The 22041-nt window shown below is 56.6% G+C and carries 19 protein-coding genes, 1 rRNA gene and 1 pseudogene; 16 read left to right on the top strand and 5 right to left on the bottom strand.

Translation table 11 applies throughout. The features are described 5' to 3' along the window. The first annotated feature begins 108 nt into the window (after positions 1–108). From JNO48_06625 to JNO48_06600, 6 genes are all read left to right on the top strand, one after another. Positions 109–1083 carry a carbohydrate ABC transporter permease gene (locus tag JNO48_06625; GenBank protein QTE69697.1) on the top strand — a complete coding sequence of 325 codons (975 nt, stop codon included), beginning with the start codon at positions 109–111 and terminating at the stop codon, positions 1081–1083. A 20-nt stretch (positions 1084–1103) separates the two neighbouring features. Then, positions 1104–1652: a hypothetical protein gene (locus JNO48_06620; protein QTE69563.1), complete on the top strand. Its 549-nt coding sequence runs from the start codon at positions 1104–1106 to the stop codon at positions 1650–1652. 92 nt (positions 1653–1744) lie between these two features. Beyond that, a complete protein-coding gene (locus JNO48_06615; protein ID QTE69562.1) occupies positions 1745–2653 on the top strand; it encodes a helix-turn-helix domain-containing protein in 909 nt (302 codons plus the stop codon). Between the two features lie 116 nt (positions 2654–2769). Next, positions 2770–3477, top strand: coding sequence for an anaerobic ribonucleoside-triphosphate reductase activating protein (locus JNO48_06610; GenBank protein QTE69561.1), 708 nt, complete (start codon positions 2770–2772; stop codon positions 3475–3477). Positions 3478–3610: 133 nt separating this feature from the next. Next, positions 3611–6031: a ribonucleoside triphosphate reductase gene (locus JNO48_06605; GenBank protein ID QTE69560.1), complete on the top strand. Its 2421-nt coding sequence runs from the start codon at positions 3611–3613 to the stop codon at positions 6029–6031. Between the two features lie 93 nt (positions 6032–6124). Next, positions 6125–7045: an FAD-dependent oxidoreductase gene (locus tag JNO48_06600; protein QTE69559.1), complete on the top strand. Its 921-nt coding sequence runs from the start codon at positions 6125–6127 to the stop codon at positions 7043–7045. A 13-nt stretch (positions 7046–7058) separates the two neighbouring features. Here the strand turns inward: JNO48_06600 and JNO48_06595 are convergent, their stop codons facing one another. Then, positions 7059–7739: an ImmA/IrrE family metallo-endopeptidase gene (locus JNO48_06595; protein QTE69558.1), complete on the bottom strand. Its 681-nt coding sequence runs from the start codon at positions 7737–7739 to the stop codon at positions 7059–7061. A 176-nt stretch (positions 7740–7915) separates the two neighbouring features. On the opposite strand from JNO48_06595, the gene JNO48_06590 reads away from it, so the two are divergent. From JNO48_06590 to JNO48_06580, 3 genes and pseudogenes are all read left to right on the top strand, one after another. Further along, on the top strand, positions 7916–9178 hold the full coding sequence (locus JNO48_06590; GenBank protein ID QTE69557.1) for an HlyC/CorC family transporter: 1263 nt from the start codon (positions 7916–7918) through the stop codon (positions 9176–9178). Between the two features lie 50 nt (positions 9179–9228). Beyond that, on the top strand, positions 9229–9801 hold the full coding sequence (locus JNO48_06585; protein ID QTE69556.1) for a helix-turn-helix domain-containing protein: 573 nt from the start codon (positions 9229–9231) through the stop codon (positions 9799–9801). Further along, positions 9705–10613: pseudogene (locus JNO48_06580) on the top strand (IS3 family transposase). The gene JNO48_06585 and the pseudogene JNO48_06580 overlap by 97 nt, the downstream one beginning before the upstream one ends. Before the next feature lie 93 nt (positions 10614–10706). Here the strand turns inward: JNO48_06580 and JNO48_06575 are convergent. Beyond that, the gene (locus JNO48_06575; GenBank protein QTE69555.1) at positions 10707–11276 is read right to left on the bottom strand and encodes a MarR family transcriptional regulator; all 570 of its coding nucleotides are present in this window, start codon (positions 11274–11276) and stop codon (positions 10707–10709) included. Between the two features lie 111 nt (positions 11277–11387). Continuing rightward, entirely contained in the window at positions 11388–12791 is a 1404-nt protein-coding gene (locus tag JNO48_06570; GenBank protein QTE69554.1) for an MATE family efflux transporter, read from the bottom strand. A 170-nt stretch (positions 12792–12961) separates the two neighbouring features. Here JNO48_06570 and JNO48_06565 point away from each other — a divergent pair, with 170 nt between their 5' ends. The 3 genes from JNO48_06565 (at position 12962) to JNO48_06555 (ending at position 16140) form a co-directional block, all read left to right on the top strand. After that, entirely contained in the window at positions 12962–13906 is a 945-nt protein-coding gene (locus JNO48_06565; protein ID QTE69553.1) for an MBL fold metallo-hydrolase, read from the top strand. Between the two features lie 32 nt (positions 13907–13938). Further along, a complete protein-coding gene (locus JNO48_06560) occupies positions 13939–14895 on the top strand; it encodes a phosphatase PAP2 family protein (GenBank protein QTE69552.1) in 957 nt (318 codons plus the stop codon). A 120-nt stretch (positions 14896–15015) separates the two neighbouring features. Next, a complete protein-coding gene (locus JNO48_06555) occupies positions 15016–16140 on the top strand; it encodes a beta-lactamase family protein (protein QTE69551.1) in 1125 nt (374 codons plus the stop codon). Between the two features lie 154 nt (positions 16141–16294). Here JNO48_06555 and JNO48_06550 read toward each other — a convergent pair whose 3' ends face one another. Beyond that, complete coding sequence (locus tag JNO48_06550; GenBank protein ID QTE69550.1) at positions 16295–16660, bottom strand: metal-dependent transcriptional regulator; 366 nt, start codon at positions 16658–16660, stop codon at positions 16295–16297. Positions 16661–16750: 90 nt separating this feature from the next. Further along, the gene (locus tag JNO48_06545) at positions 16751–17041 is read right to left on the bottom strand and encodes a Dabb family protein (GenBank protein ID QTE69549.1); all 291 of its coding nucleotides are present in this window, start codon (positions 17039–17041) and stop codon (positions 16751–16753) included. Positions 17042–17216: 175 nt separating this feature from the next. Here JNO48_06545 and JNO48_06540 point away from each other — a divergent pair, with 175 nt between their 5' ends. The 4 genes from JNO48_06540 (at position 17217) to JNO48_06525 (ending at position 22018) form a co-directional block, all read left to right on the top strand. After that, on the top strand, positions 17217–18164 hold the full coding sequence (locus tag JNO48_06540) for an AEC family transporter (protein ID QTE69548.1): 948 nt from the start codon (positions 17217–17219) through the stop codon (positions 18162–18164). A 25-nt stretch (positions 18165–18189) separates the two neighbouring features. Beyond that, positions 18190–19512 carry a hypothetical protein gene (locus JNO48_06535; protein ID QTE69547.1) on the top strand — a complete coding sequence of 441 codons (1323 nt, stop codon included), beginning with the start codon at positions 18190–18192 and terminating at the stop codon, positions 19510–19512. A gap of 22 nt (positions 19513–19534) precedes the next feature. Next, complete coding sequence (locus JNO48_06530) at positions 19535–20140, top strand: uracil-DNA glycosylase (GenBank protein ID QTE69546.1); 606 nt, start codon at positions 19535–19537, stop codon at positions 20138–20140. 341 nt (positions 20141–20481) lie between these two features. Next, positions 20482–22018 (top strand): 16S ribosomal RNA (locus JNO48_06525). Positions 22019–22041 lie beyond the last annotated feature (23 nt).

The following is a 22041-nucleotide window of genomic DNA, read 5'->3' as shown; positions in this document are numbered from 1 at the left end:
GCTGACGGTGCGGAAGAGGAAGACGCGCTGGAGGGAGTCGAGGAATCCGGCCAGAAATTCGGCTATAAAGATACCAAGAAAGCGGACCGGACGGTCAGCATTCCGAAGATGGTATCCGGTCCGGAAACTTACCGGATCGTGAAGTATGCGGCGCTGGCCCTGCTGGGGATCCTGGCATTCGTACTGATTCATTTCTTCCGCTATGAACGGGATATCGGATTCCCGGCATTCAATACAGTTGTCCTGATTGTCCTGATGCTGATTACGGTTTACCCGGTGCTGAACACACTGGCAACGTCTTTCAACGACGGCACGGATGCGCTGCGCGGCGGAATTGGCATACTGCCCCGGAAATTCAGCATGAAGAGCTACGACAACATCCTTTCCAAGGATGAGATCTTTGACGCGGCATGGGTGTCGGCATCCAAGACGGTGATCATCACCTTCCTGAACCTGCTGCTGACCGGCATGCTGTCCTATGCCCTGTCCCGGCGTGAATATGTGCTGCGCAAGTTCATCACGACGGTGATGGTCCTGACCATGTACGTGAACGCCGGTCTGATTCCGACCTACCTGCTGATCTCCCGGACGCTGAACCTGGCACATTCCTACTGGGTATATATTATTCCGACCATGCTGTCATGTTTCAACATGATTATGATCCGGACCTATATTGTGGGACTGCCGGACGCACTGGTTGAATCGGCCCGGATTGACGGCGCCGGTGATTTCCGGATTTACTGGAAGATTATCTTCCCGCTCTGCACCCCCGTGCTGGCAACCGTGGCACTGTTTGTTGCGGTCGGCAGCTGGAACAGCTGGTTTGACACCCGGCTGTACTGCTCCGGCGCGAAAGACCCGAAGACGTTGCAGTACCTGCTGCAGATGAAGATACTGACCGCCGGCCAGAACTCCAACGCGGCGAATACGACGGCAGACGCGCTGAAGGTGACATCCAAGACTGAACCGATTACGATTCGGGCGGCGATTACCGTGGTATCCACCGTTCCGATCCTGGTGGTGTATCCCTTCCTCCAGAAATACTTCGTTACCGGCATGGCGCTGGGATCCGTCAAGGGTTAACGGGAAAGGGGTTGTAAAGCGTGAATAAGAAGCTTGGAATTGTTATCGCTGTGATCTGCGTGATCATTACGGCCACCTCCATTATCGGAATTGTCGTCGCGAACCAGGGCCGTGTGGAAAGCATTGACCCGGACCAGCTGCAGGAACTTTACACGATCTCGGACATGGATGTTCCGGAAGCGCCGGCGGACGGGTCGGTTCCGGAAGTTACCCATCCGAAGTCGGACAGCTTTGTCCAGCTGGTGAAGAAAAAGACGGACAATAGCCTGACGGGACGGATGCGTGTACTGGAAGGCCTGACGAAGAAGTTTGAAGCGATGGAAGCCGACCTGGTCAAAGAGGGAATGAAGCTGGACTCTCCGGAGATGAAGGAGAGAATGAAGACTGATTTTGTTGAAACGGTTACCAGCTACGGGCTCTACCGTGATGTGACGCACCTCACCCTGTGGGAAAAAATCTGCCTGTTTGCCGTGACCTGGCGCTCCATTATGCTGATCTTCGGTTTCCTGGGTGTGGGACTTGGGCTGGCGATTGTGTCTTCCGGTACCGCCAAGAGCGACCTGGACTGATACGGAGCCGCCGGAATTTGACGGAACCCAAATGTATGATAAAATAGGCACAACTGGTTTCCAGGAATCAATTTGCCGGAAAGGAAATGACCATGTCGGAGCAGCGCAGGACGAACGCCGAAATCCGGGAAAAGCGGTATGAAGACGGCTTCCGGGTACTGCAGGGCCAGCGGGAATACGTGACCTACCCGGACAACACGTCTGTCCGTATATGGTATTCGGAGGATCCGTGGCGGTTTGAAGAGCATGTTCATTCCGCGGTGGAGATCGTGCTGACCCTGGAAGGCAGTGTGGAATACGTGGTGGACGGTGTGCCGTACACTGTACGCAAGGATGAGGTACTGGTCATTCCCCATGAGGCGATCCATTCCCTGGCGATGGGGGAAAACAGCAGCCGCCTGCTGTTCCTGTTTGAGCCGGACGTGCTGATGTCCCTGCGGGACCTGAAGCGCCTGCCGGGCCTGTTTGACCGGGTTTTCTACCTGCATGACGGATCGGAAACGCATACGCGCATCCGGGAAATGCTGCTGAAAATCCGGAGCATCGAGAAGGAACAGAACCTCGCGTGGAACGCGATGATCTACAGCTACCTGATCCGGATCTATTCAGCGCTGTGTCAGCACTATATGTCCGGTGTCATCAACCGCGGACGGGAAACAACCGTCCGGGCGGTAGACCAGGAAGTGATCACCGCTTCCATGGTGTATATCAACGAGCATTACCATGAGGAACTGTCCCTGGATGACGTGGCGGCTTTTGCGGGATTCAGCCGGTATTATTTCTCCCGTTCCTTCAAAAAGCAGACCGGTTACTTCTTCAAGGATTACCTGTGCCAGAAGCGGCTGCAGGTGGCGATGGAGCTGCTGACCCGGACGGAGCTTTCCATGCGGGAGGTGGCGTCCCGGAGCGGCTTTGGCAGCGTGGCGACATTTAACCGCGCTTTCCGGGAGAAGAACGGATGCACCCCGTCCAAATACCGGGCAATCTACGGCGGACGGTAAATATTCAGACATTGATGACAGGCCGGCAGGATTACGCCGGCCTGTTTTGTATGCCAGGGTATGGCTTGACGGGGGGAAAGCCGCGATTTACAATGGAGCGGCGGGAGGATATATATATGAAGATTCACGGACTGCAGAAGATGACGCTGCTGGACTTTCCGGGCAAGGTAGCGTGCACGGTTTTCCTGGGCGGATGCGATATGCGCTGCCCGTTCTGCCACAATGCGGAGCTGATAGACGGAACAGCACCGGCTGTGATGGAAGAGGAAGAGCTGCTGGCATTCCTGAAAAAGCGGACCGGCCTGCTTGAAGGCGTGGCGATCACGGGCGGCGAACCGCTGCTGCGGGATGATACGATCACCCTGATGGAAAAGATCCGGGAGCTGGGGTATCCGGTGAAGCTGGATACCAACGGTACCCACCCGGATCGGCTGCGGAAGATCCTGGACCGGAGCCTGGCAGCATATGTGGCAATGGATATCAAGAACAGCCCGGACCGCTACGCGGTGACTGCGGGGCTGGAAAAGATGGAACTTGCGCCGGTGCGGGAGAGCGTGTCCCTGCTGATGGAAGGCCGGACGGATTATGAGTTCCGGACCACCGTGGTGGCGGAGCTGCACGATGCGGATTCCTTCCGCAGAATCGGGGAATGGATCCGGGGCGCGAGGCACTACTACCTGCAGAAATTTACGGACCGGGACACGGTTCCCTTCGGCGGATTTCATGCCCCGGAAGATGAAAAAATGCTGGAATATGCCGCAATCGCAAGGGAATACGTGCCTTCGGCCGTAATCCGCGGAATGGACGACCAGCACAAGATATAGTACGAAAAAAGATTTTTCTGATACAACATATTGACTTTCCGCTCCTGAACGTGATATATTATGCAAGCACACGGGGGAGACATGCCTCGCCTCGTTCTGAAAAGCAAAATATACATGGCAGGAGCGGAAAATTATGTATCAGGTTGTTAAACGTGACGGTAAAATTGTCGACTTTGAGATCAGCAAGATCTCAAAAGCGATCACCAAGGCATTCGAAGCGCTCGGGAAACAGTATCATCCCAGCGTGATCGATATGCTGGCCCTTCGGGTCACCGCGGAATATGAACCGCTGATCCAGGACGGCAAAATCGCGGTGGAAAGCATCCAGGACTGCGTGGAAAAGGTGCTTTCCGAAGCGGGATACGCGGATGTGGCCAAGGCCTACATCCTGTACCGCAAACAGCGCGAGAAAGTCCGCAATGTCAATTCTGCCCTGCTGAACTATAAAGACCTGGTTGACAACTACCTGCGCATCAATGACTGGCGCGTCAAGGAAAACTCCACCGTTACCTATTCGGTGGGTGGACTGATCCTGTCCAACTCCGGCGCCATCACGGCCAACTACTGGCTGAGCGAAATCTACGACAATGAAATCGCCGAAGCGCACCGCAGCGCGGCGATCCATATCCACGACCTGAGCATGCTCACCGGCTACTGCGCCGGCTGGAGCCTGAAGCAGCTGATCCAGGAAGGCCTGGGCGGCGTGCCCGGGAAGATCACCAGTTCTCCCGCCAGCCACCTGTCCACCCTGTGCAACCAGATGGTCAACTTCCTGGGCATCATGCAGAACGAATGGGCCGGCGCCCAGGCGTTCTCCAGCTTTGACACCTACCTGGCGCCGTTTGTCCGCGTGGACAACCTGAGCCAGAAGGAAGTCAAGCAGTGCATCCAGAGCTTCATCTACGGTGTGAACACCCCCAGCCGCTGGGGTACCCAGGCGCCCTTCTCCAACATTACGCTGGACTGGACCTGCCCGAAGGATCTGGCCAACCTGCCCGCCATCATCGCCGGCAAGGAAATGGACTTCACCTACGGTGACTGCCAGAAGGAAATGGACATGGTCAACAAGGCCTTCATTGAAATCATGATTGAAGGCGACGCGAACGGCCGCGGCTTCCAGTATCCGATCCCGACCTATTCCATCACCCGGGATTTCGACTGGTCTGAAACCGAAAACAACAAGCTGCTGTTTGAGATGACCGCCAAGTACGGCACCCCCTACTTCAGCAACTACATCAACTCCGATATGGAGCCCAGCGACGTGCGCAGCATGTGCTGCCGCCTGCGGCTGGACCTGCGCGAGCTGCGCAAAAAGAGCGGCGGCTTCTTCGGAAGCGGCGAATCCACCGGCAGCATCGGCGTGGTGACGATCAACCTGCCCCGGCTGGCCTATGAAGCAGCCAATGAGAAGGACTTCTACCAGAAGTTGGACCGGCTGATGGATATCGCGGCCCGCAGCCTGAAGACCAAGCGCACCGTCATTACCAAGCTGCTGGACGGCGGCCTGTATCCCTACACCAAGCGCTACCTGGGCACCTTCAGCAACCACTTCAGCACCATCGGCCTGGTGGGCATGAACGAGGCGGCGCTGAATGCCAACTGGCTGAAGATGGACCTGACCCATGCGGAAGCGCAGAAGTTCGCACAGGACGTGCTGAACCACATGCGGGAACGCCTGAGCGATTACCAGGAGCAGTACGGCGACCTGTACAACCTGGAAGCCACGCCCGCGGAATCCACCTCCTACCGTTTTGCCAAGCATGACAAGGAAGCATATCCGGACATCATTACGGCGAACGAGAACGGAACTCCCTACTACACCAACTCCAGCCACCTGCCGGTCGGCTACAGCGAGGATATCTTCTCCGCGCTGGACGTGCAGGATGAGCTGCAGACCCTGTACACCTCCGGTACCGTGTTCCACGCCTTCCTGGGCGAGAAGCTGCCGGACTGGAAGGCCGCGGCAACTCTGGTCCGCAAGATCGCGGAAAACTACAAGCTGCCGTACTACACAATGAGCCCCACCTACTCCGTGTGCAAGGACCACGGATACCTGGCGGGAGAACAGTATGTCTGCCCGCACTGCGGCCAGAAGACGGAAGTGTACAGCCGGATCACCGGTTACTACCGTCCCGTGCAGAACTGGAACGACGGCAAGGCCCAGGAGTTCAAGGACCGGAAGGTTTATGACATCGGCCATTCCCACCTGACCCATACCGGCCCCGTCGTTGCGGCCCCTGCCGCGGAAGCTCCCGCGCAGCCTGAAGCTGCCCCGGCAGAACCGGCGGAAGCAAAGACTGCCCAGCAGGGCAATCCCCGGGCGATGCTCTTTGTCAGCGCGACCTGCCCCAACTGCAAGCTGGCGATCAGCCTGCTGGAAAAGGCCGGCTTCCTGTTCAAGAAAGTGCTGGCCACGGAAAATGTGGAGCTGACCAACAAGTACGGTGTGAAGCAGGCACCGACACTGGTGGTGCTGGGCAGCGGGGACGAATATGAGAAGTTCCGCGGCGTTTCCGAAATCAAGGGAATGCTGACCGCCCGGCAGGCGGTATAAACCGCAGACAAAAACATATCCGCTCCGCGCGGGATGACGACAATCCCGTCATTCCGCGCGGAGCATTTATTTCGACATTCCGGAGGGAAACATATGCTGGATATCATTGTGATCGGCGGCGGCCCGGCGGGCATGACGGCGGCGCTGTATGCGCTGCGGAACGGAAAATCCGTACTGGTGCTCGAGAAGCACGGCTTCGGCGGGCAGATTACCTACAGCCCGAAGGTGGAAAACTGGCCAGGTACCGCGCAGATGAGCGGAAACGAATATGCCGACGCTTTCCTGGAGCAGATCCTGGCGCAGGGTGCGGAGGTGGACCTGGCGGAAGCGCTCCGGGTGGAGGACCACGGGGATTACAAAACCGTATTCACGGATGACGGACAGCAGCGGGACGCACGCGCGGTGATCATTGCCGCGGGTGTGAAGCACCGGATGCTGGGCCTGCCGGGAGAGAATGAGCTGGTGGGTGAAGGAATCAGCTTCTGCGCAGTGTGCGACGGGGATTTCTATTCCGGCCAGACCGTATGCGTCGCCGGCGGTGGCAATTCCGCCCTGCAGGAAGCTATCCTGCTGGCAGGCAAATGCGCAAAGGTGATCATGCTGCAGGACCTGCCGGAGTTTACCGGGGAGAAAAAACTGCAGGATATCCTGTTCAGCCGGCCGAATGTGGAAAAGAAGACCGGCGTGAAGATCACCGCACTGAACACGGAAGACGGCGCGCTTCGGAGTGTGATGGTGGAACCGCAGGACGGCGGCGCGGCGGAACAGGTGGCATGCGACGGACTGTTTGTTGCCATCGGCCTGATTCCCGAGAACGGCGCGTTCGCGGAACTGGCGGACCTGAACCGCTGGGGCTATTTTGACAGTGATGAGAAGTGCGAAACAAAAACCCCCGGCATCTATGTCGCGGGGGACTGCAGGAGCAAATCGGTCCGGCAGCTGACAACGGCCGCCGGGGACGGCGCCGTGGCCGCGCTGGCCGCGTGCCGGTATATTGATTCCCTGAACGTATAAAACAGAATACCGGTTACAGGACCCAGTCCGCCCCTTCTGCCCCGCAGAAGGGGCATCTGTCTGTCTGCGCTTCATCGGAGAAGGTTTTGCCGCAGGCAGTGCACCGGCGGGCCAGCAGGTAATCCCGGAAAAGGAACAGCACCGTGTTGGCCATATCCTCATCCACGGAGGCACGGTCCCGGTTAATGGCTTCCAGCCGGTGGATCCAGGCCGGACGGTCCAGCCCGAACAGGGAAGCGCGGGCCTGGCGGGGCCGGTTGAAGCGGATGACGTCCACAACGGGCACCGGCGCAAGCAGGTTGCGGGCAAAGGAGTCGGCTTCGGCTTCCAGAGTGTTGTCGGCCGGCATACCGGGTTCCATCCGGTCCGGATAATCCCGGTAATGGTTCATGAACAGGTGCCCCAGCTCGTGGCACAGGACGTGGCGGAGCTGGTCCGGCGTACTGTCCTCATCCCGGTAGACGATGCAGAAGGTGGGATAGGACAGGGTGACAGCGCGTGTCATCTGAAGGGCAGCCGGCAGGTTATACGGGATCCAGTTGGGATTTTCCCGGATCGCGGACAGTGGAACCAGGGTAATCCCCACATCGGCGGCCAGTCGGAACGGATCCACCGGAAGCCGGCCAATCCCGGAATCTGCCAGAACGGCGCAGGCATAACGCACAGCCCGGTCCGGACGGAACGAGTCGCTCATATCCCCGCGCCTCCTGTTCTGCTTTTTTCAGTCACTGCCTGTTATTGTAACATACCCGCGGAGAATACACAACACGCGGCGCAGTTGCAAATCAAGGGCTCTCATGTTATAATCTGCCTGTTCCGAAGCGGAACATGCTTTTTTACGGTGTGTAATCGAAAGGATTGAAAGCTTTCATGGGCTTATGGATTGCCCTGATTATCTGCATTGCGCTTTCCGCTTTTTTCTCCGCGACGGAGACGGCTTTTTCCGCCTCCAACCGGGTGAAACTGAAGACGGTGGACGGACCCCGGAAGGAACGGGCGCAGACCGCGCTGAACCTCCTGGAGAAATATGACTCCCTGCTGACAACGGTCCTGATCGGGAATAATGTGGTCAACATTGCGGGCACCGCGATTGCAACGGTGCTTTTTACCATGTTTATTTTCAAGGGCCAGGAAGACCTGGGAGCAACAGTCGCGTCGATTGTGATGACCGTGCTGGTCCTGTTCCTGGGCGAAGTCGGCCCCAAGACGCTGGCCAAGCAGCAGCCGGAGAAGTTTGCCATGGCGGTCAGCCCCGTGATCCGGGTGCTGGTATGGCTGCTCCGGCCGCTGGACCTGCTGTTTTCCCTGTGGCGGAAGCTGCTTGCGAAGCTAATCAAGCCGGATGAGGAAGAGAGCCAGATTGAGGAAGAATTGATTACCATCATCGATGAAGCCCAGACAGAGGGCGACATAGAGGAGGATGAGGGCGAACTGATCCGCTCCGCCATCGAGTTCAATGACCAGGATGCTTCCGATATCATGACGCCCCGCGTGGACGTGACGGCGATTGAGGATACCGCGTCGGTGGAGGAAACCGCGGAGCTGTTCCGAAAGACCTTCTACTCCCGGATCCCCGTGTTCCATGAAGACCTGGATCATATTGTCGGCATCCTGAACGAGAAGGATTTCTACAAGATGACCCATGACGGGTGCACGGAAATCACCCGCATTATGAAGGAGCCGGTCTTCGCACCGGCCACCCTGTCCATCAGCAACCTGCTGAAGCAGTTCCGGACTTCGAAGACCCATCTGGTGATCCTGCTGGATGAATACGGCGGAACGGAAGGCATCGTCACCATGGAGGACGTGCTGGAAGAACTGGTCGGTGAGATCTACGACGAGCACGACGAGGTCGAGGAAGAGGTTGTCGAGCAGGAAGACGGCACTATGAGTGTGGACGGCAGTATGCAGCTGCAGGAGCTGCTGGAGAAACACGAAATGGAAAACCGGTACGACGCGGATACCGTGGGCGGCTGGGCCGGTGAGATGCTGGAAAAGGTTCCGGAGGTGGGTGACACCTTCCAGGTGGACAATCATGAATTTACCGTCACAGAGATGGACGGGTTCCGGGTCACCCGGATGCAGGTGACCGACCTTCCCGAAGAAAAGGAAGAAGAGCAGGCGGCCGAGTAACGGCTGATATGTACCCTCTTTACTGGACACCCAGTAAGGAGGGTATTTTTATGCGTTACAGTTATGAGTACAAGATGAAATGTATTGAGATGTACAGAGAAGGAAGGTGGCCTGAGACCCCTACAGGTATTAAAGAAGCGCGATACTTTCATAATATGATCCTGCGATGGTTTCATGTAGTAGAAGCAAATGGGCCAGATATTCTCAAACCCCGGGAAACTAATAAGGATTGGACCCCAGAAGAGAGATATGAGCTGGTTGCAAAAGTCCTAGGTGGTTCATCAATCCAGTCTGTAGCTAATGAGGCGGGTATAAATAGCGGATTACTTACTTGCTGGGTTCGCAAATATAAGAACGAGGGGTATAATGGCCTTATAAACAAGAGAAAAGGTCGACCACCAAAGGAGCCCCATATGAAGAAAATCAATTACAACAACCCTAGGAAACTTAATGAGTCCGAGTATGAAGAACTCGTAAGGCTAAGGGCTGAAAACGAGTATATCAAAGCGGAAATCGAAGTCATAAAAAAAGAGATCGCCTTGAGAGAAGAAAAGGAAGCTGCGCGTCTCAAGGCGAAAAAGCAGCGATCATCAAAGAACTCAGAGAAGAAGAATACCAACTGAAGTATCTTCTTAAAGCGATGTGCCTTTCCAGATCCACATACTATTACGAAGTTTCAAAAGAAGATGTGGTAGCCAAAAGGAGCGAAGCAGTCGCAAGTGTGATCAGGGAAATCTTTGAACACAATAAAGGTCGATACGGTGTCCGGAGAGTACACCACGAACTGATCAACAGAGGCTATAAGGTAAACCACAAAAAGGTCCAGCGATTAATGCACTGCATGGACCTTAAAGGCAAACGCCCGAAAGAAAAATACCATTCTTATCAGGGAGAAGTTGGAAAGGTGGCAGATAACCTCATTAACCGAGACTTCAGTACAACAAAGCCTTTGCAAAAATGGACAACAGATGTTTCTCAATTCAATTTATCTTGGGGAAAATGCTATCTTTCTCCAATTCTGGATATGCACACAAATGAGGTCATCTCATACGATCTCTCGTTAAGTCCAAACATGGAACAGATCCGACGGATGCTGGATAAGGGGCTGAGCAGGTTTTCCTCACTTAATGGTCTGATCTTTCATTCTGACCAGGGTTGGCAGTACCAACATGCTTATTTCAGAAATACGATTGAGAAACGTGGCATTATTCAGTCCATGTCCCGAAAAGGAAACTGTTATGACAACAGTATTATGGAGACATTCTTCGGACGACTAAAGAACGAGATGTTTTATGGATACGAGAAAGACTACAAATCATATGAGGAATTCTCCAAAGCTATGGCCAAGTATATTGACTACTACAACAATGAGCGCATCCAGGCAAAAACAAAATGGATGCCACCCGTAAAATACAGGTTGGCATCCATGGGTTGAGCCTCGAGCATAAATCAATGTGTCCAGGAAACTGGGTACATATCACGGCGCCTGCTCTTCTGATTTTTACCCAAGCGCCCGGCGGGCGCTTTTTCAGCATTTGATCCGGATGTCACCGGGGAAAAGGGGTTTCCGGGGCTTCGGGGCCGGATCGTCCCCGTCCTTCTCCCGAGGGAATTCCGGCGGGAAAGGATGGCCGGGCCGCGGAGGACGGCGCATGGACTCCGGGAGATCGGAGGCCAGCGACTCGATATGGTCGCTCAGGCGGTTGCAGAGGGCGCAGAAGGCAGCCTTCTCCTCTTCGGAGAAGCAGGCGGTCTTTTTGGCATAATCCGCTTCCCGGGCTTCCCGCATCCGGGTGACAATCTCCCGTCCTTTTTCAGACAGGGCAACCCGCTGAATCCGGCGGTCCTCCTCATCCACGGTACGGGTGACCCAGCCTTCGCTTTCCGCACGGGCCAGCATTTCGCTCAGGGAGGAAGGACGGACGTCCAGCATTTCGCACAGCTCCCGGGAGGAAACATTGCTGTTGGCAGCCACGCATTCCAGCAGGCGGCCGGCAGCCGGCGGGAAAGCAAAATCCCGGCGGTCGGGCGGGCAGCGCCGCATGGCGCGGGACAGCTTGAGCGCCGCCAGGATCACATCATTTTCACGGTTCATCATCGATCCGTTCAGCTCCTTTCTGGAAAAGTCGTTCCATTAAAAATTCGGTACCGAACAAGTTGATTATAGTTTGGTACCGAATAAATGTCAAGTTTTTCCTGAAATTCTTTTTTACAGCTTTGCGATCATTTCCCGGTTGCACTTCCGGTAAAGCCCCAGGCAGATGAACAGGGTGACGAGTTCCGCGATGGGGAAGCACCACCAGATGGCGTACACGTTGCCTCCGGTCAGCCGGGCCAGCAGCCAGGCGGACGGGAGCAGCACGAGCAGCTGGCGGCAGATGCTCATGATCATGCTGTACATGCCTTTCCCAACGGCCTGGAAGACGGTGGAAAGGATGATGCCGATGGCTGCCAGGATAAAGCCGCTGGCGATAATCCGCATGGCGACGACACCAATCCGGGTCATCGCGGCGGTCAGCACCGGATCCGCATCCGACTCGAAAACGGACATCAGCTGATCCGGGAAGAGCATGAAGATGATCATTCCGACCAGCATGATGGTGCCCGCCCAGATCAGCGCGGTCCGTATGCACTGATAGATCCGTTCCTTCATCCGGGCACCATAGTTGTAGGCGATAATCGCGATAATCCCGGTGGACAGGCCGAAGACCGGCATAAAGATGAAGGACTGGAGCTTGAAGTAGACGGACATGACGTTCAGGGCGGCATTGCTTTCCGCAAAGCCGGAGAGAATGGCGTTCATTCCGACATTCATGACGGAGCCGATGGCCTGCATGACAGAGCTGGGGAGGCCGACGGCAAAGATGTCCCGGATATTGCGGCGCTGGATCCGGAAATCGGCGATGTTCAGCTTCAGCTCCCTGTTCTTCGTCTGGTTCAGGATAAAGCCGATCAGCGCGGACAGCCACTGGCCGGCAACCGTTGCGATGGCGGCGCCGGAGACGCCCATGGCCGGGAAGCCGAGGTAACCGAAGATCAGGATCGGATCCAGGATGATATTGGTGACGGCGCCGGCCAGCTGGGTGCACATGGAGGCAACTGTATTGCCGGTAGCCTGCAGCAGGCGCTCAAAGTAAATGGCGGTGAACAGGCCGATGCTCCACAGGGTGACGATGGACAGGTAGCTGGTGCCCATCTGCAGGATGCTTTCCTTGTTGGCCAGGTTGTCCGAGACCACGAGTTTCATCAGCGGACCGGCCAGGAAAAGCCCGATGACCATGAACAGGAGACTGCAGACGGTTTCAATCAGCAGGCCGTTCCAGGAAGCCCGGCGGGCTTCCGGCCCGTTTTTTTCTCCCAGGCGGCGGCTGAGCAGGCTGTTGATACCGGTTCCCATACCGGTGGAAAGGGCGATCATCAGCATCTGGAAGGGGAACGCCAGGGAAACCGCGGTCAGCCCGTTCGGGTCGAAGCGGGAAACAAAAATGCTGTCGACAATATTGTACAACGCCTGGACGATCATGGAGATCATGATCGGCACGCTGACCTTGGGAACCAGGCGGCGCATGTCCATCGTTCCCAGGATGGCGGAACGGTCTGCCTTCTGCTGCATGCAACATTACCTCGAAAAAAGATTGTTCCGCCTGCTTCCTGCCGGGGGCGCGGAACAGCAAGTACTCTACCAGAAGAACCCTTATCCGTCAAGGCTTTGGGGCCTCTATTGTGAAAGAACGCAACAGATGATAAAATATATTTATACCAATATGACTGCAGGAGGGAAACATGAAGAAGATACTGGCTTTCTGCCTGGCGCTTCTGCTGACCGGCTGCCTGCAGGCCTGCGCATCGGAGCAGGAAATTCCCGCTCCGGAAAAAACCTTTCCGGAGGCGGAACAGGCAGTCCTCGGAACAGAAGAGGCGGTTCCGGATATGACAGATACTCCATCCGTATACGAGGCGGTTTCCGCCGGAGAAATGACACTGCTTTCCATCAATGTCCGCAAGGCGGATGCCCACCTGCTCCGCTGCGGCAACACAGCCTACCTGGTTGATACGGGAACGAGCGACAGCATTGATCAGCTGGTGGCTGTGCTGGAGGGGCAGGGAATTACCCGGCTGGACGGAGTGATCGTGACTCACACTCACAAGGACCATGCGGGCGGATTGAAGAAGCTGCTGAAATCCGGCATCCAGGTGGACCGGATCTATGCGTCCGCCTATTACAACACGAATGAGGAAGACCATCCGGCGGTGAAAGCCCTTAAGAAGAACGACGGGGAAATTACCTGGATTTCAGGCGGGGATACGCTGCCCTTCGGGGAAGGATCTCTGCGGGTGATCGGACCGATTGCCCGGGATCCGGAAAAGGAAAACAACAACTCCCTGGTGCTGCTGGCGTCGGCGGGCGGCGGCACGCTGCTGCTGGCCGGGGATATGGAATTCCCGGAAGAGGCTTCCCTGATCCGGGCCGGCCTGATCTCGCACGCGGATGTGATCAAGATCGGCAACCATGGCGAGAATGACGCGACGAGCACAGACCTGATCCGGACGGTGACCCCTTCCCTGGCCGTGATTTCCACCAATACGGAAGACGAGCCGGATACGCCGTCCCCGCGGGTCATGAAACTGCTGGAAACCTGGAATGTAAAGGTGCTGCAGACACAGGACACGGAAAACGGCGTGCTGGTGACATTCCGGAACGGCGAGATCCTGACAGAGCTGCTGTAACCTGCAGCGGGGGCAGACAGAGGAGGATCCGGATGAACGGAAACGTTTTTTACATGGACTGGGAAGTTTCCCTGATTGAGTGGCTGCAGAAGAACCTGGGAGACGCAGGGATTGCCGTATCGAAGGTGATTACCGCCATCGGCGGGGAAACGATCGCGATGCTGGTGCTGATTGTCGTGCTGTTCTGCTACAGCAAGGAAGCCGGAAAGCGCGTCGGCCTGACGCTCCTGGCCGCCAATGCCTGGTATCCGATGATCAAGAACGTGGTGCTGCGGCTCCGGCCTTATATGGTGCATGAAAATATCAGCGTCCATCAGCTGGTGGAAGCGGACGCGTCCCCGACCGACGTCCTGGCCCAGGGGTATTCATTTCCCAGCGGGCACAGCGCGTCTGCGGCCAGCATGTACGGAAGCATTGCCAGGGAAATCCGGAAAAAATGGATGTGGATCCTGGCAGTCATCCTGCCCCTGCTGATCGGGATCAGCCGGTTCATCGTCGGCGTGCATTATCCCACCGACGTGCTGGCGGGCTGGGCGGTCGGCCTCGCGGCGGTCGGGTTTGCCATCCTGCTGGAAAAAAAGGTGCCGAATGATACCCACCGGTTCCTGATCCTGCTGGTAATGACACTGCCGGGCCTCTTCTGGTGCAGCAGCCGGGATTATTTTTCCACGCTTGGTATGCTGGCCGGCATGACCGCAGCGGTTCCGTATGAGAAGAAATACGTCCGTTTCGCGGATACCCGGAAGATCCCGGTGATGATCCTCCGTACAGTCGGCGCGTTTGCCGCGTACTATGTGCTGAATACCGTGCTGAAGCTTCCGTTCGGAAACGAATTCCTGAACAGCGGAACCCTGGACGCCCACCTGGTCCGCTCCCTGCGGTACGCGGTGATCCTGTTTGTGCTGTTCGCGGTATACCCGCGCTGCTTCCCGTTCCTGGAACGGCTGTTCCCCGGAAAGGACCATCCATCCGGAAAGGCGGAAGCCTGACGGCTGTACTGCCGGTACCTTCCATAAAAGGATTGCTCTGTTCTATTATAGGAGAAGGCTTTTGAAAAAAAGCAGATCAGGAAGAGGCAGTGAAACTGCCTGACAGAAGGAGGAACTGACATGGATTTCAGCCGCCTGACCGAATATATGGATTACCTGCACAAGCTGAACGTGCCGGGATGCGACCTGGCCGTGTACCGGGACCATGAACTGATTTACCGCCACCAGGCCGGATACCGGGACCTGGCCCGTACCGAACCGATACAGGGAGATGAAGCGTTCTTCCTGTATTCCGCGACCAAGGTTTTTACGACTTGTGCCGCCATGCAGCTGATTGAACAGGGGAAAATGAACCTGGACGATCCGGTGAGCGATTACCTGCCGGCCTATGCCCGCCTGTCGGTGAAGGACGGGGATACGGTACGGCCGGCAAAAACCGTGATGACGGTCCGGCACCTGATGAGCATGCAGAGCGGCCTGAATTACAATACAGATATCCCGGCCATCGAAAAGGTGATGAAGGACAACAACCAGCGGGCGACGACCCGCCAGATCGCAGAGGCCAAAGCGGAGGATCCCCTTGAATTTGATCCCGGCACCGATTTCCAGTACAGCTTCAGCCACGATGTGCTGGCGGCGGTGATCGAGGCAGTATCCGGCCAGCGGTTTTCCGCATACCTGAAGGAGCATATCTGGGAGCCCCTGCACATTCACGGCATGGCCATGCGGATCAATGACGAACTGGAAAAACACCTGTGCCCCCTGTTTTCCTATGATCATCACAGCCTCCGGGAGAAAACCCGGGAAGAAATCAAGGAACGGTTTAACCCGGAGTATGAGAGCGGCGGCGGAGGACTCATCGGCAGTGTGGCGGAATATGCGGTGTTTACCGATGCGCTGGCCTGCGGCGGACGGGGAAAGGACGGCGCGAATATCCTGTCGCCGGAAATGATCCAGCTGTGGAGCGCCAACCAGCTTTGTCCCAAGGGCCGCCGTTCCTTTGACGGATGGCACCGGATCGGTTATTCCTACGCTCTGGGTGTGCGCACCCGGGTCAACACCCGCATCGGCGGTCCCGGCGCACTGGGTGAATTCGGCTGGGACGGCGCGGCCGGCGCATGGGCCATGATCGACCCGTCCAATCACCTGTCTGCCTTCTTCGGAATGCATGTATTGAATTACGGCTACAATTACGATGTGATCCATCCCACGCTGCGCGGGCTGATCTACGAAGGGCTGAAATAAGGTATTCAGGAAACACATGGAGAAAAGAGAAATGATGATCGAAACGACCAGCCTGCTGCTTTTCGGGTTTTCATGGCTGCTGCCTTAAGGCAGGGGGAATGCAAAAACACCGGCATATCTGCCGGTGTTTTTTGTTCGGGATCAGAACCGAAGCTCAGGCTTCTTTGACCTGGGCACGGATGGCGGAGAAGCTTTCCTCGGAGATATCGTGCTCGATCCGGCACGCGTCTTCCAGGGCGATATCCTCCGGTACGCCGAGCTGGACGAAGAACCGGGTGAGGACCTGGTGCCGGTCGTAGATCCGGCGGGCAATCGCGTAGCCTTTATCGGTCAGGGAGATGCAGTTGTCCTCTCCCATGGTGATGTAACCGTTTTCCCGGAGCTTCTTCATGGCAACGCTGACGGAGGGCTTGGATACATTCAGCCCCGCGGCGATATCCACGGAACGGGCATGGCCCTTCTTTTCCAGCAGCATCAGAATCTGCTCGAGATAATCTTCTGCTGATTCACGAATTGTCATGGGGGACTCCTTTCAGCAACCGGTATATGCTTTTGATCTGTGGGGACAGTATAGCATACTGTCCGGGACGTTTCAAGCCGGAACGCCTTGTCAGCCGATTTCGAAATCGCAGGCGACAGAGGCGGACCGCACTTCATGCATGCGTGCCTTGACGGGCAGGTGCACCGGGTGGGTCTGGTAGGCTTCCAGCGCTTCCCGGCTGTCGAATACCGTGGTCAGCGCCAGGTCATAGGAACGCTCGGAATGGAGGATGTCCGCGCCGGCTTCCAGGTCCACCATGCCTTCAATCCGGCCTTTCATGCCGTAGAAGTTTTTTACCAGCTGCGGGATTTCATCTTTATACTCATCCTTGATTTTGAAAAGTACGATATGGCGAATCATCGGGAGGCCTCCTTCAATATCGGTTTATCCGGTATGACACCATTATAATGGAAAAAAGGGAATTGGCAAGCGGACTTCCTTTTTTTGATCGGTTTTGACTTGTGCGGAAGCGGAAGGTGCGATAAGATAACCGGAGAAGGATATGATCCGTGACGAAAGACGGGAGAAGAGAAAAATGCTGGAAAGCTTTCAGGTTGCATTCAACGCGGTGATGCCGCTGCTGCTCCTGCTGGGGGTCGGCTGGGCGGCCGTACGCACCGGCGTAACGGACCGGGCATTCATGAACCGGCTGAACACGCTGAATTTCAAGCTGTTTTTCCCGTTCCTGATGTTCAAAAACGTATACGGAGCGGAACCGGAGAACCTCCCCACAACGGCCCTGATGATTACCGGCGCGGTATCCCTGCTGGTGCTGGTGGCGCTGCTGATGATTGTGGTGCCGCGGATTGTGAAGGAAAACCCCCGGAGGGGGACGATTATCCAGGCGATCTTCCGCAGTAATTTCATTATATACGGGATTCCGCTGACCACCTTCGTGTTCGGGGACGGAAAAGCCTCCGTATGCGGTATCATGGTGATGATCATGGTGTCGATGTTCAATGTCCTGAGTGTGGTCGTACTGGAATACTACCGGGAAGGCGGAAAGGTCCGGCCGGGGCCCCTGCTCCTGGGAATCGTGAAAAATCCGCTGCTGCAGGGATGCGTTGCCGGCATGCTGTGCTACCTGCTGGGAATCAAGCTGCCGGTATTCCTGAAGGAACCGGTATTTGCCCTGGGCAGCATGGCATCCACGCTGGCACTGGTTGTTCTCGGCGCCAACCTGCAGTTTGCTGAGCTGAAAAAGAACGGGCGTACGATTACGACGGTCCTGCTGGTCCGGCTGCTCCTGCTGCCGCTGGTGATGGTACCGCTGGCCTGGCTGATCGGCCTGCGCGGCGTGGAGCTGTTCCTGATCCTGATGATCTATGGAACGCCGGTCGCGACGGCATCCTATCCGATGGCCCAGAATATGGGCGGTGACGGACAGCTGGCGGGCCAGCTGGTGTTTGTCAGTACGGTGGCCTCGCTCGGTACCATTTTCCTGTTTATCTTTACCATGTCCCAGCTGGGACTGCTGATCTGAATCCGGGCAGGAGGAACAGGGGCTTATGGGCAGACTGGCTGCCTTGCTGTGCGCGCTGATCATCAGCCTGGCGATTATATCGGCTGGAGGTGCGGAAATGTTGAATCCGGAACAGATACCGGAAACGGAGGGCCTGCCGGAACTGCTGCGGTTTGCGGACGGCGGGGAAGTGAAAACACCGGAAGACTGGGAACGGCGGCGGGAAGAGCTGCTGACCCTGTATTCGGAATATATGTACGGCTATATGCCGGACCGCACGCGGGAGACCGTGACATGGACGGCGGAGGCTGCACCGGAGCTGGACGGGACATTGCTGACGGTGACCGTTGAAGCGGAAGGCCGGAGCGCCTCGTTCAGCGTACTGGCCGGGATCCCGGCGGGTGAAAAACCGGCGGGCGGATTTCCGTTTTATATGGAATACTGGCCGTGGCATTACCAGAACTGGTTTACGAAGGAATGGGTGAGCGGGTTTTCGGACAACTGCCGCTACGCCATCTCGCGCGGTTATGCCGGGATTCAGTATGACTGCGGGCAGGTCGCGCAGGATAACCAGACCTTTACCGGCGCGTTTTATACGCTGTATCCCTATAACCGGACGAATCCCGCGGAGCAGCGCGGAACGCTGCTGGCCTGGGCATGGGGCGTCAGCAAGGTGATTGACGCGCTGGAATCCGGCGCCGGCGAGGCGCTGGGCATTGACCCCGGGTGCGCACTGGTCAGCGGCGTTTCCCGGTACGGGAAGAGCGCGGCGGTTGCCGGAGCCTATGACAACCGGATCCGGGTGACGATTCCTTCCTGCTCAGGGGCCGGCGGAATCGCGGTTTACCGGACAGACAACCACGGGAAAACCTATGACCTGACCGGACTTGGCGGCCCGGCGGAGTGGACCAATGATTCGGTCAATGAACCGTTCTCCAACCTGCAGGGCGGGGAAGGCTACTGGTTCTGCGGGAATTTCCGGCGGTTCGCTTCCGTGAAGCAGCTTCCGGTGGACCAGCATATGCTCTGTGCGCTGGCAGCCGGACCGGAGCGCCACCTGATTGTTGTGACGGGAATTACTTCCGAAGGATGGAACAACACGGAAGGCCAGTGCCTGGCATGGGCTGCCTCGCAGCCGGTGTGGGATCTCCTGGGAATCGGAGACCGAAACAATATGATCATTCACCTAGACGGACACGCAGTCCTGCGGTCGGACATGGAAATGATCCTGGATTACTGCGACGTTCATCTCCGGGGTATTTCCCCGGATGCGATCCGCAGCGATCTCAGCCGGATGAAGGGAAATCTGTTCATGGAAGACAACCGGGACCGGCTGGACCGGTTCTTTGCCCCGTACCTTGCGGAATGACCGGTGCCGGAGGAGGAAAAGTATGGCGGAAATCACCTGGGAACTGTTTGAGGAGCAGGTACAGGCCTGCCGCCTGTGCGGGCTGTACCAGGGAATCCAGCATAAGGTTCCCGGACAGGGGGATCGGAATTCCCCGCTGATGTTCATCGGGGAAGGCCCCGGCCAGGCGGAGGATGAGCAGGGACTGGCGTTTGTAGGGCCGGCCGGACAGCTGCTGACCCGGATGCTGGAGGCGATCCAGCTGCCCCGCGACCGGGTTTATATCTGCAATGTAGTCAAGTGCCGTCCGCCGCATAACCGGATCCCGACACCGGAGGAGGCGGAAACGTGCAAGAACCACCTGCGGATGCAGACCTGGCTGGTCCGCCCGAAGGTAATCGTGCTGCTGGGGGCGACGGCTGCAAAGGACGTGCTGGGACCGGATGTCCGGATTACCCGGGACCGGGGACACTGGACGGAGAAGAAGGGCGTCTGGATTCTGCCGACATACCATCCGTCCGCACTGCTGCGGGATGAATCGAAGAAACCGGAAGCCTGGGAGGATATGAAGAGCCTGAAACGGAAACTGACGGAGCTGGGACTGTATCCCGATATCTACGGAACCGGGGAACCGGAAGGAAGCGTGTAAAGCGGGACGGGACTGTCCGGACAAAGGGGAACGAATCGCACAGGGGAGAAGCCAAAAACCATCCAAAAGACGAACGATTTTGGACAGGGTAAAACGCTTCGTACGGATGCGAAAAAGTTCTTCTTTTTTTTCTTAAATTTTCCAAAAAAAGTGCTTGACAAGGCCATTCTGATTTGGTATTCTATCCGAGCTCGCCCGAGAGCGGGAGCCCCCGGAAGAGCGAAGCGAACCTTGAAAACGATACAGAGAAACAAACGCGCAAACAAAGGAACTGTGCAGAGATGCACAGAAGAAGACAGCGAAGATTCCAAAGAGTTTAGCATCGAGAGATGTTAAGGATTAAACGGAAGAGTTTGATCCTGGCTCAGGACGAACGCTGGCGGCGTGCCTAACACATGCAAGTCGAGCGGGGACATGCGACGGATGAGAAGTTTTCGGATGGATCTGAAGATGTATGTTCTAGCGGCGGACGGGTGAGTAACGCGTGAGCAACCTGTCCTTCACAGGGGGATAACACAGCGAAAGTTGTACTAATACCGCATAAGACCACAACGGGACATCCCGAAGGGGTCAAAGGAGCAATCCGGTGAAGGGTGGGCTCGCGTCCGATTAGATAGTTGGTGAGGTAACGGCCCACCAAGTCGACGATCGGTAGCCGACCTGAGAGGGTGATCGGCCACATTGGGACTGAGACACGGCCCAAACTCCTACGGGAGGCAGCAGTGGGGAATATTGGGCAATGGGGGAAACCCTGACCCAGCAACGCCGCGTGAGGGAAGAAGGTTTTCGGATCGTAAACCTCTGTCCTTGGTGAAGAGTAAGAGACGGTAGCCAAGGAGGAAGCCCCGGCTAACTACGTGCCAGCAGCCGCGGTAATACGTAGGGGGCGAGCGTTGTCCGGAATGATTGGGCGTAAAGGGCGCGTAGGCGGCCCGGTAAGTCTGGAGTGAAAGTCCTGTTTTTAAGATGGGAATTGCTTTGGATACTGTCGGGCTTGAGTGCAGGAGAGGTAAGTGGAATTCCCAGTGTAGCGGTGAAATGCGTAGAGATTGGGAGGAACACCAGTGGCGAAGGCGACTTACTGGACTGTAACTGACGCTGAGGCGCGAAAGTGTGGGGAGCAAACAGGATTAGATACCCTGGTAGTCCACACTGTAAACGATGAATGCTAGGTGTAGGGGTATCGACCCTTCTGTGCCGCAGTTAACACAATAAGCATTCCGCCTGGGGAGTACGGCCGCAAGGTTGAAACTCAAAGGAATTGACGGGGCCCGCACAAGCGCGGAGCATGTGGTTTAATTCGACGCAACGCGAAGAACCTTACCAGGTCTTGACATCCAGTAAAACTTGTAGAGATACAAGGTGAGCTTGCTCATACTGAGACAGGTGGTGCATGGTTGTCGTCAGCTCGTGTCGTGAGATGTTGGGTTAAGTCCCGCAACGAGCGCAACCCTTATTTTCAGTTACTAACGTGTAAAGACGAGGACTCTGAAGAGACTGCCGGGGACAACTCGGAGGAAGGTGGGGGACGTCAAATCATCATGCCCCTTATGACCTGGGCTACACACGTGCTACAATGGCCACCACAGAGAGGAGCGAACCTGCGAGGGGGCGGATCTCGAAAAAGTGGTCCCAGTTCGGATTGTGGGCTGCAACCCGCCCACATGAAGTCGGAGTTGCTAGTAATCGCGGATCAGCATGCCGCGGTGAATACGTTCCCGGGCCTTGTACACACCGCCCGTCACACCATGGGAGTTGGGAGTGCCCAAAGTCGGTGAGGTAACCGCAAGGAGCCAGCCGCCTAAGGCAAGACCAATGACTGGGGTGAAGTCGTAACAAGGTAGCCGTATCGGAAGGTGCGGCTGGATCACCTCCTTTCTAGGGAGAAAGCGGAAGCCGAA

The organism is Clostridiales bacterium (assembly GCA_017569285.1).
Lineage (GTDB): Bacteria > Bacillota > Clostridia > Christensenellales > Aristaeellaceae > Aristaeella.
Note: the sequence above shows the minus strand (reverse complement) of the source record. Positions and strands in the feature narration are given on the sequence as shown.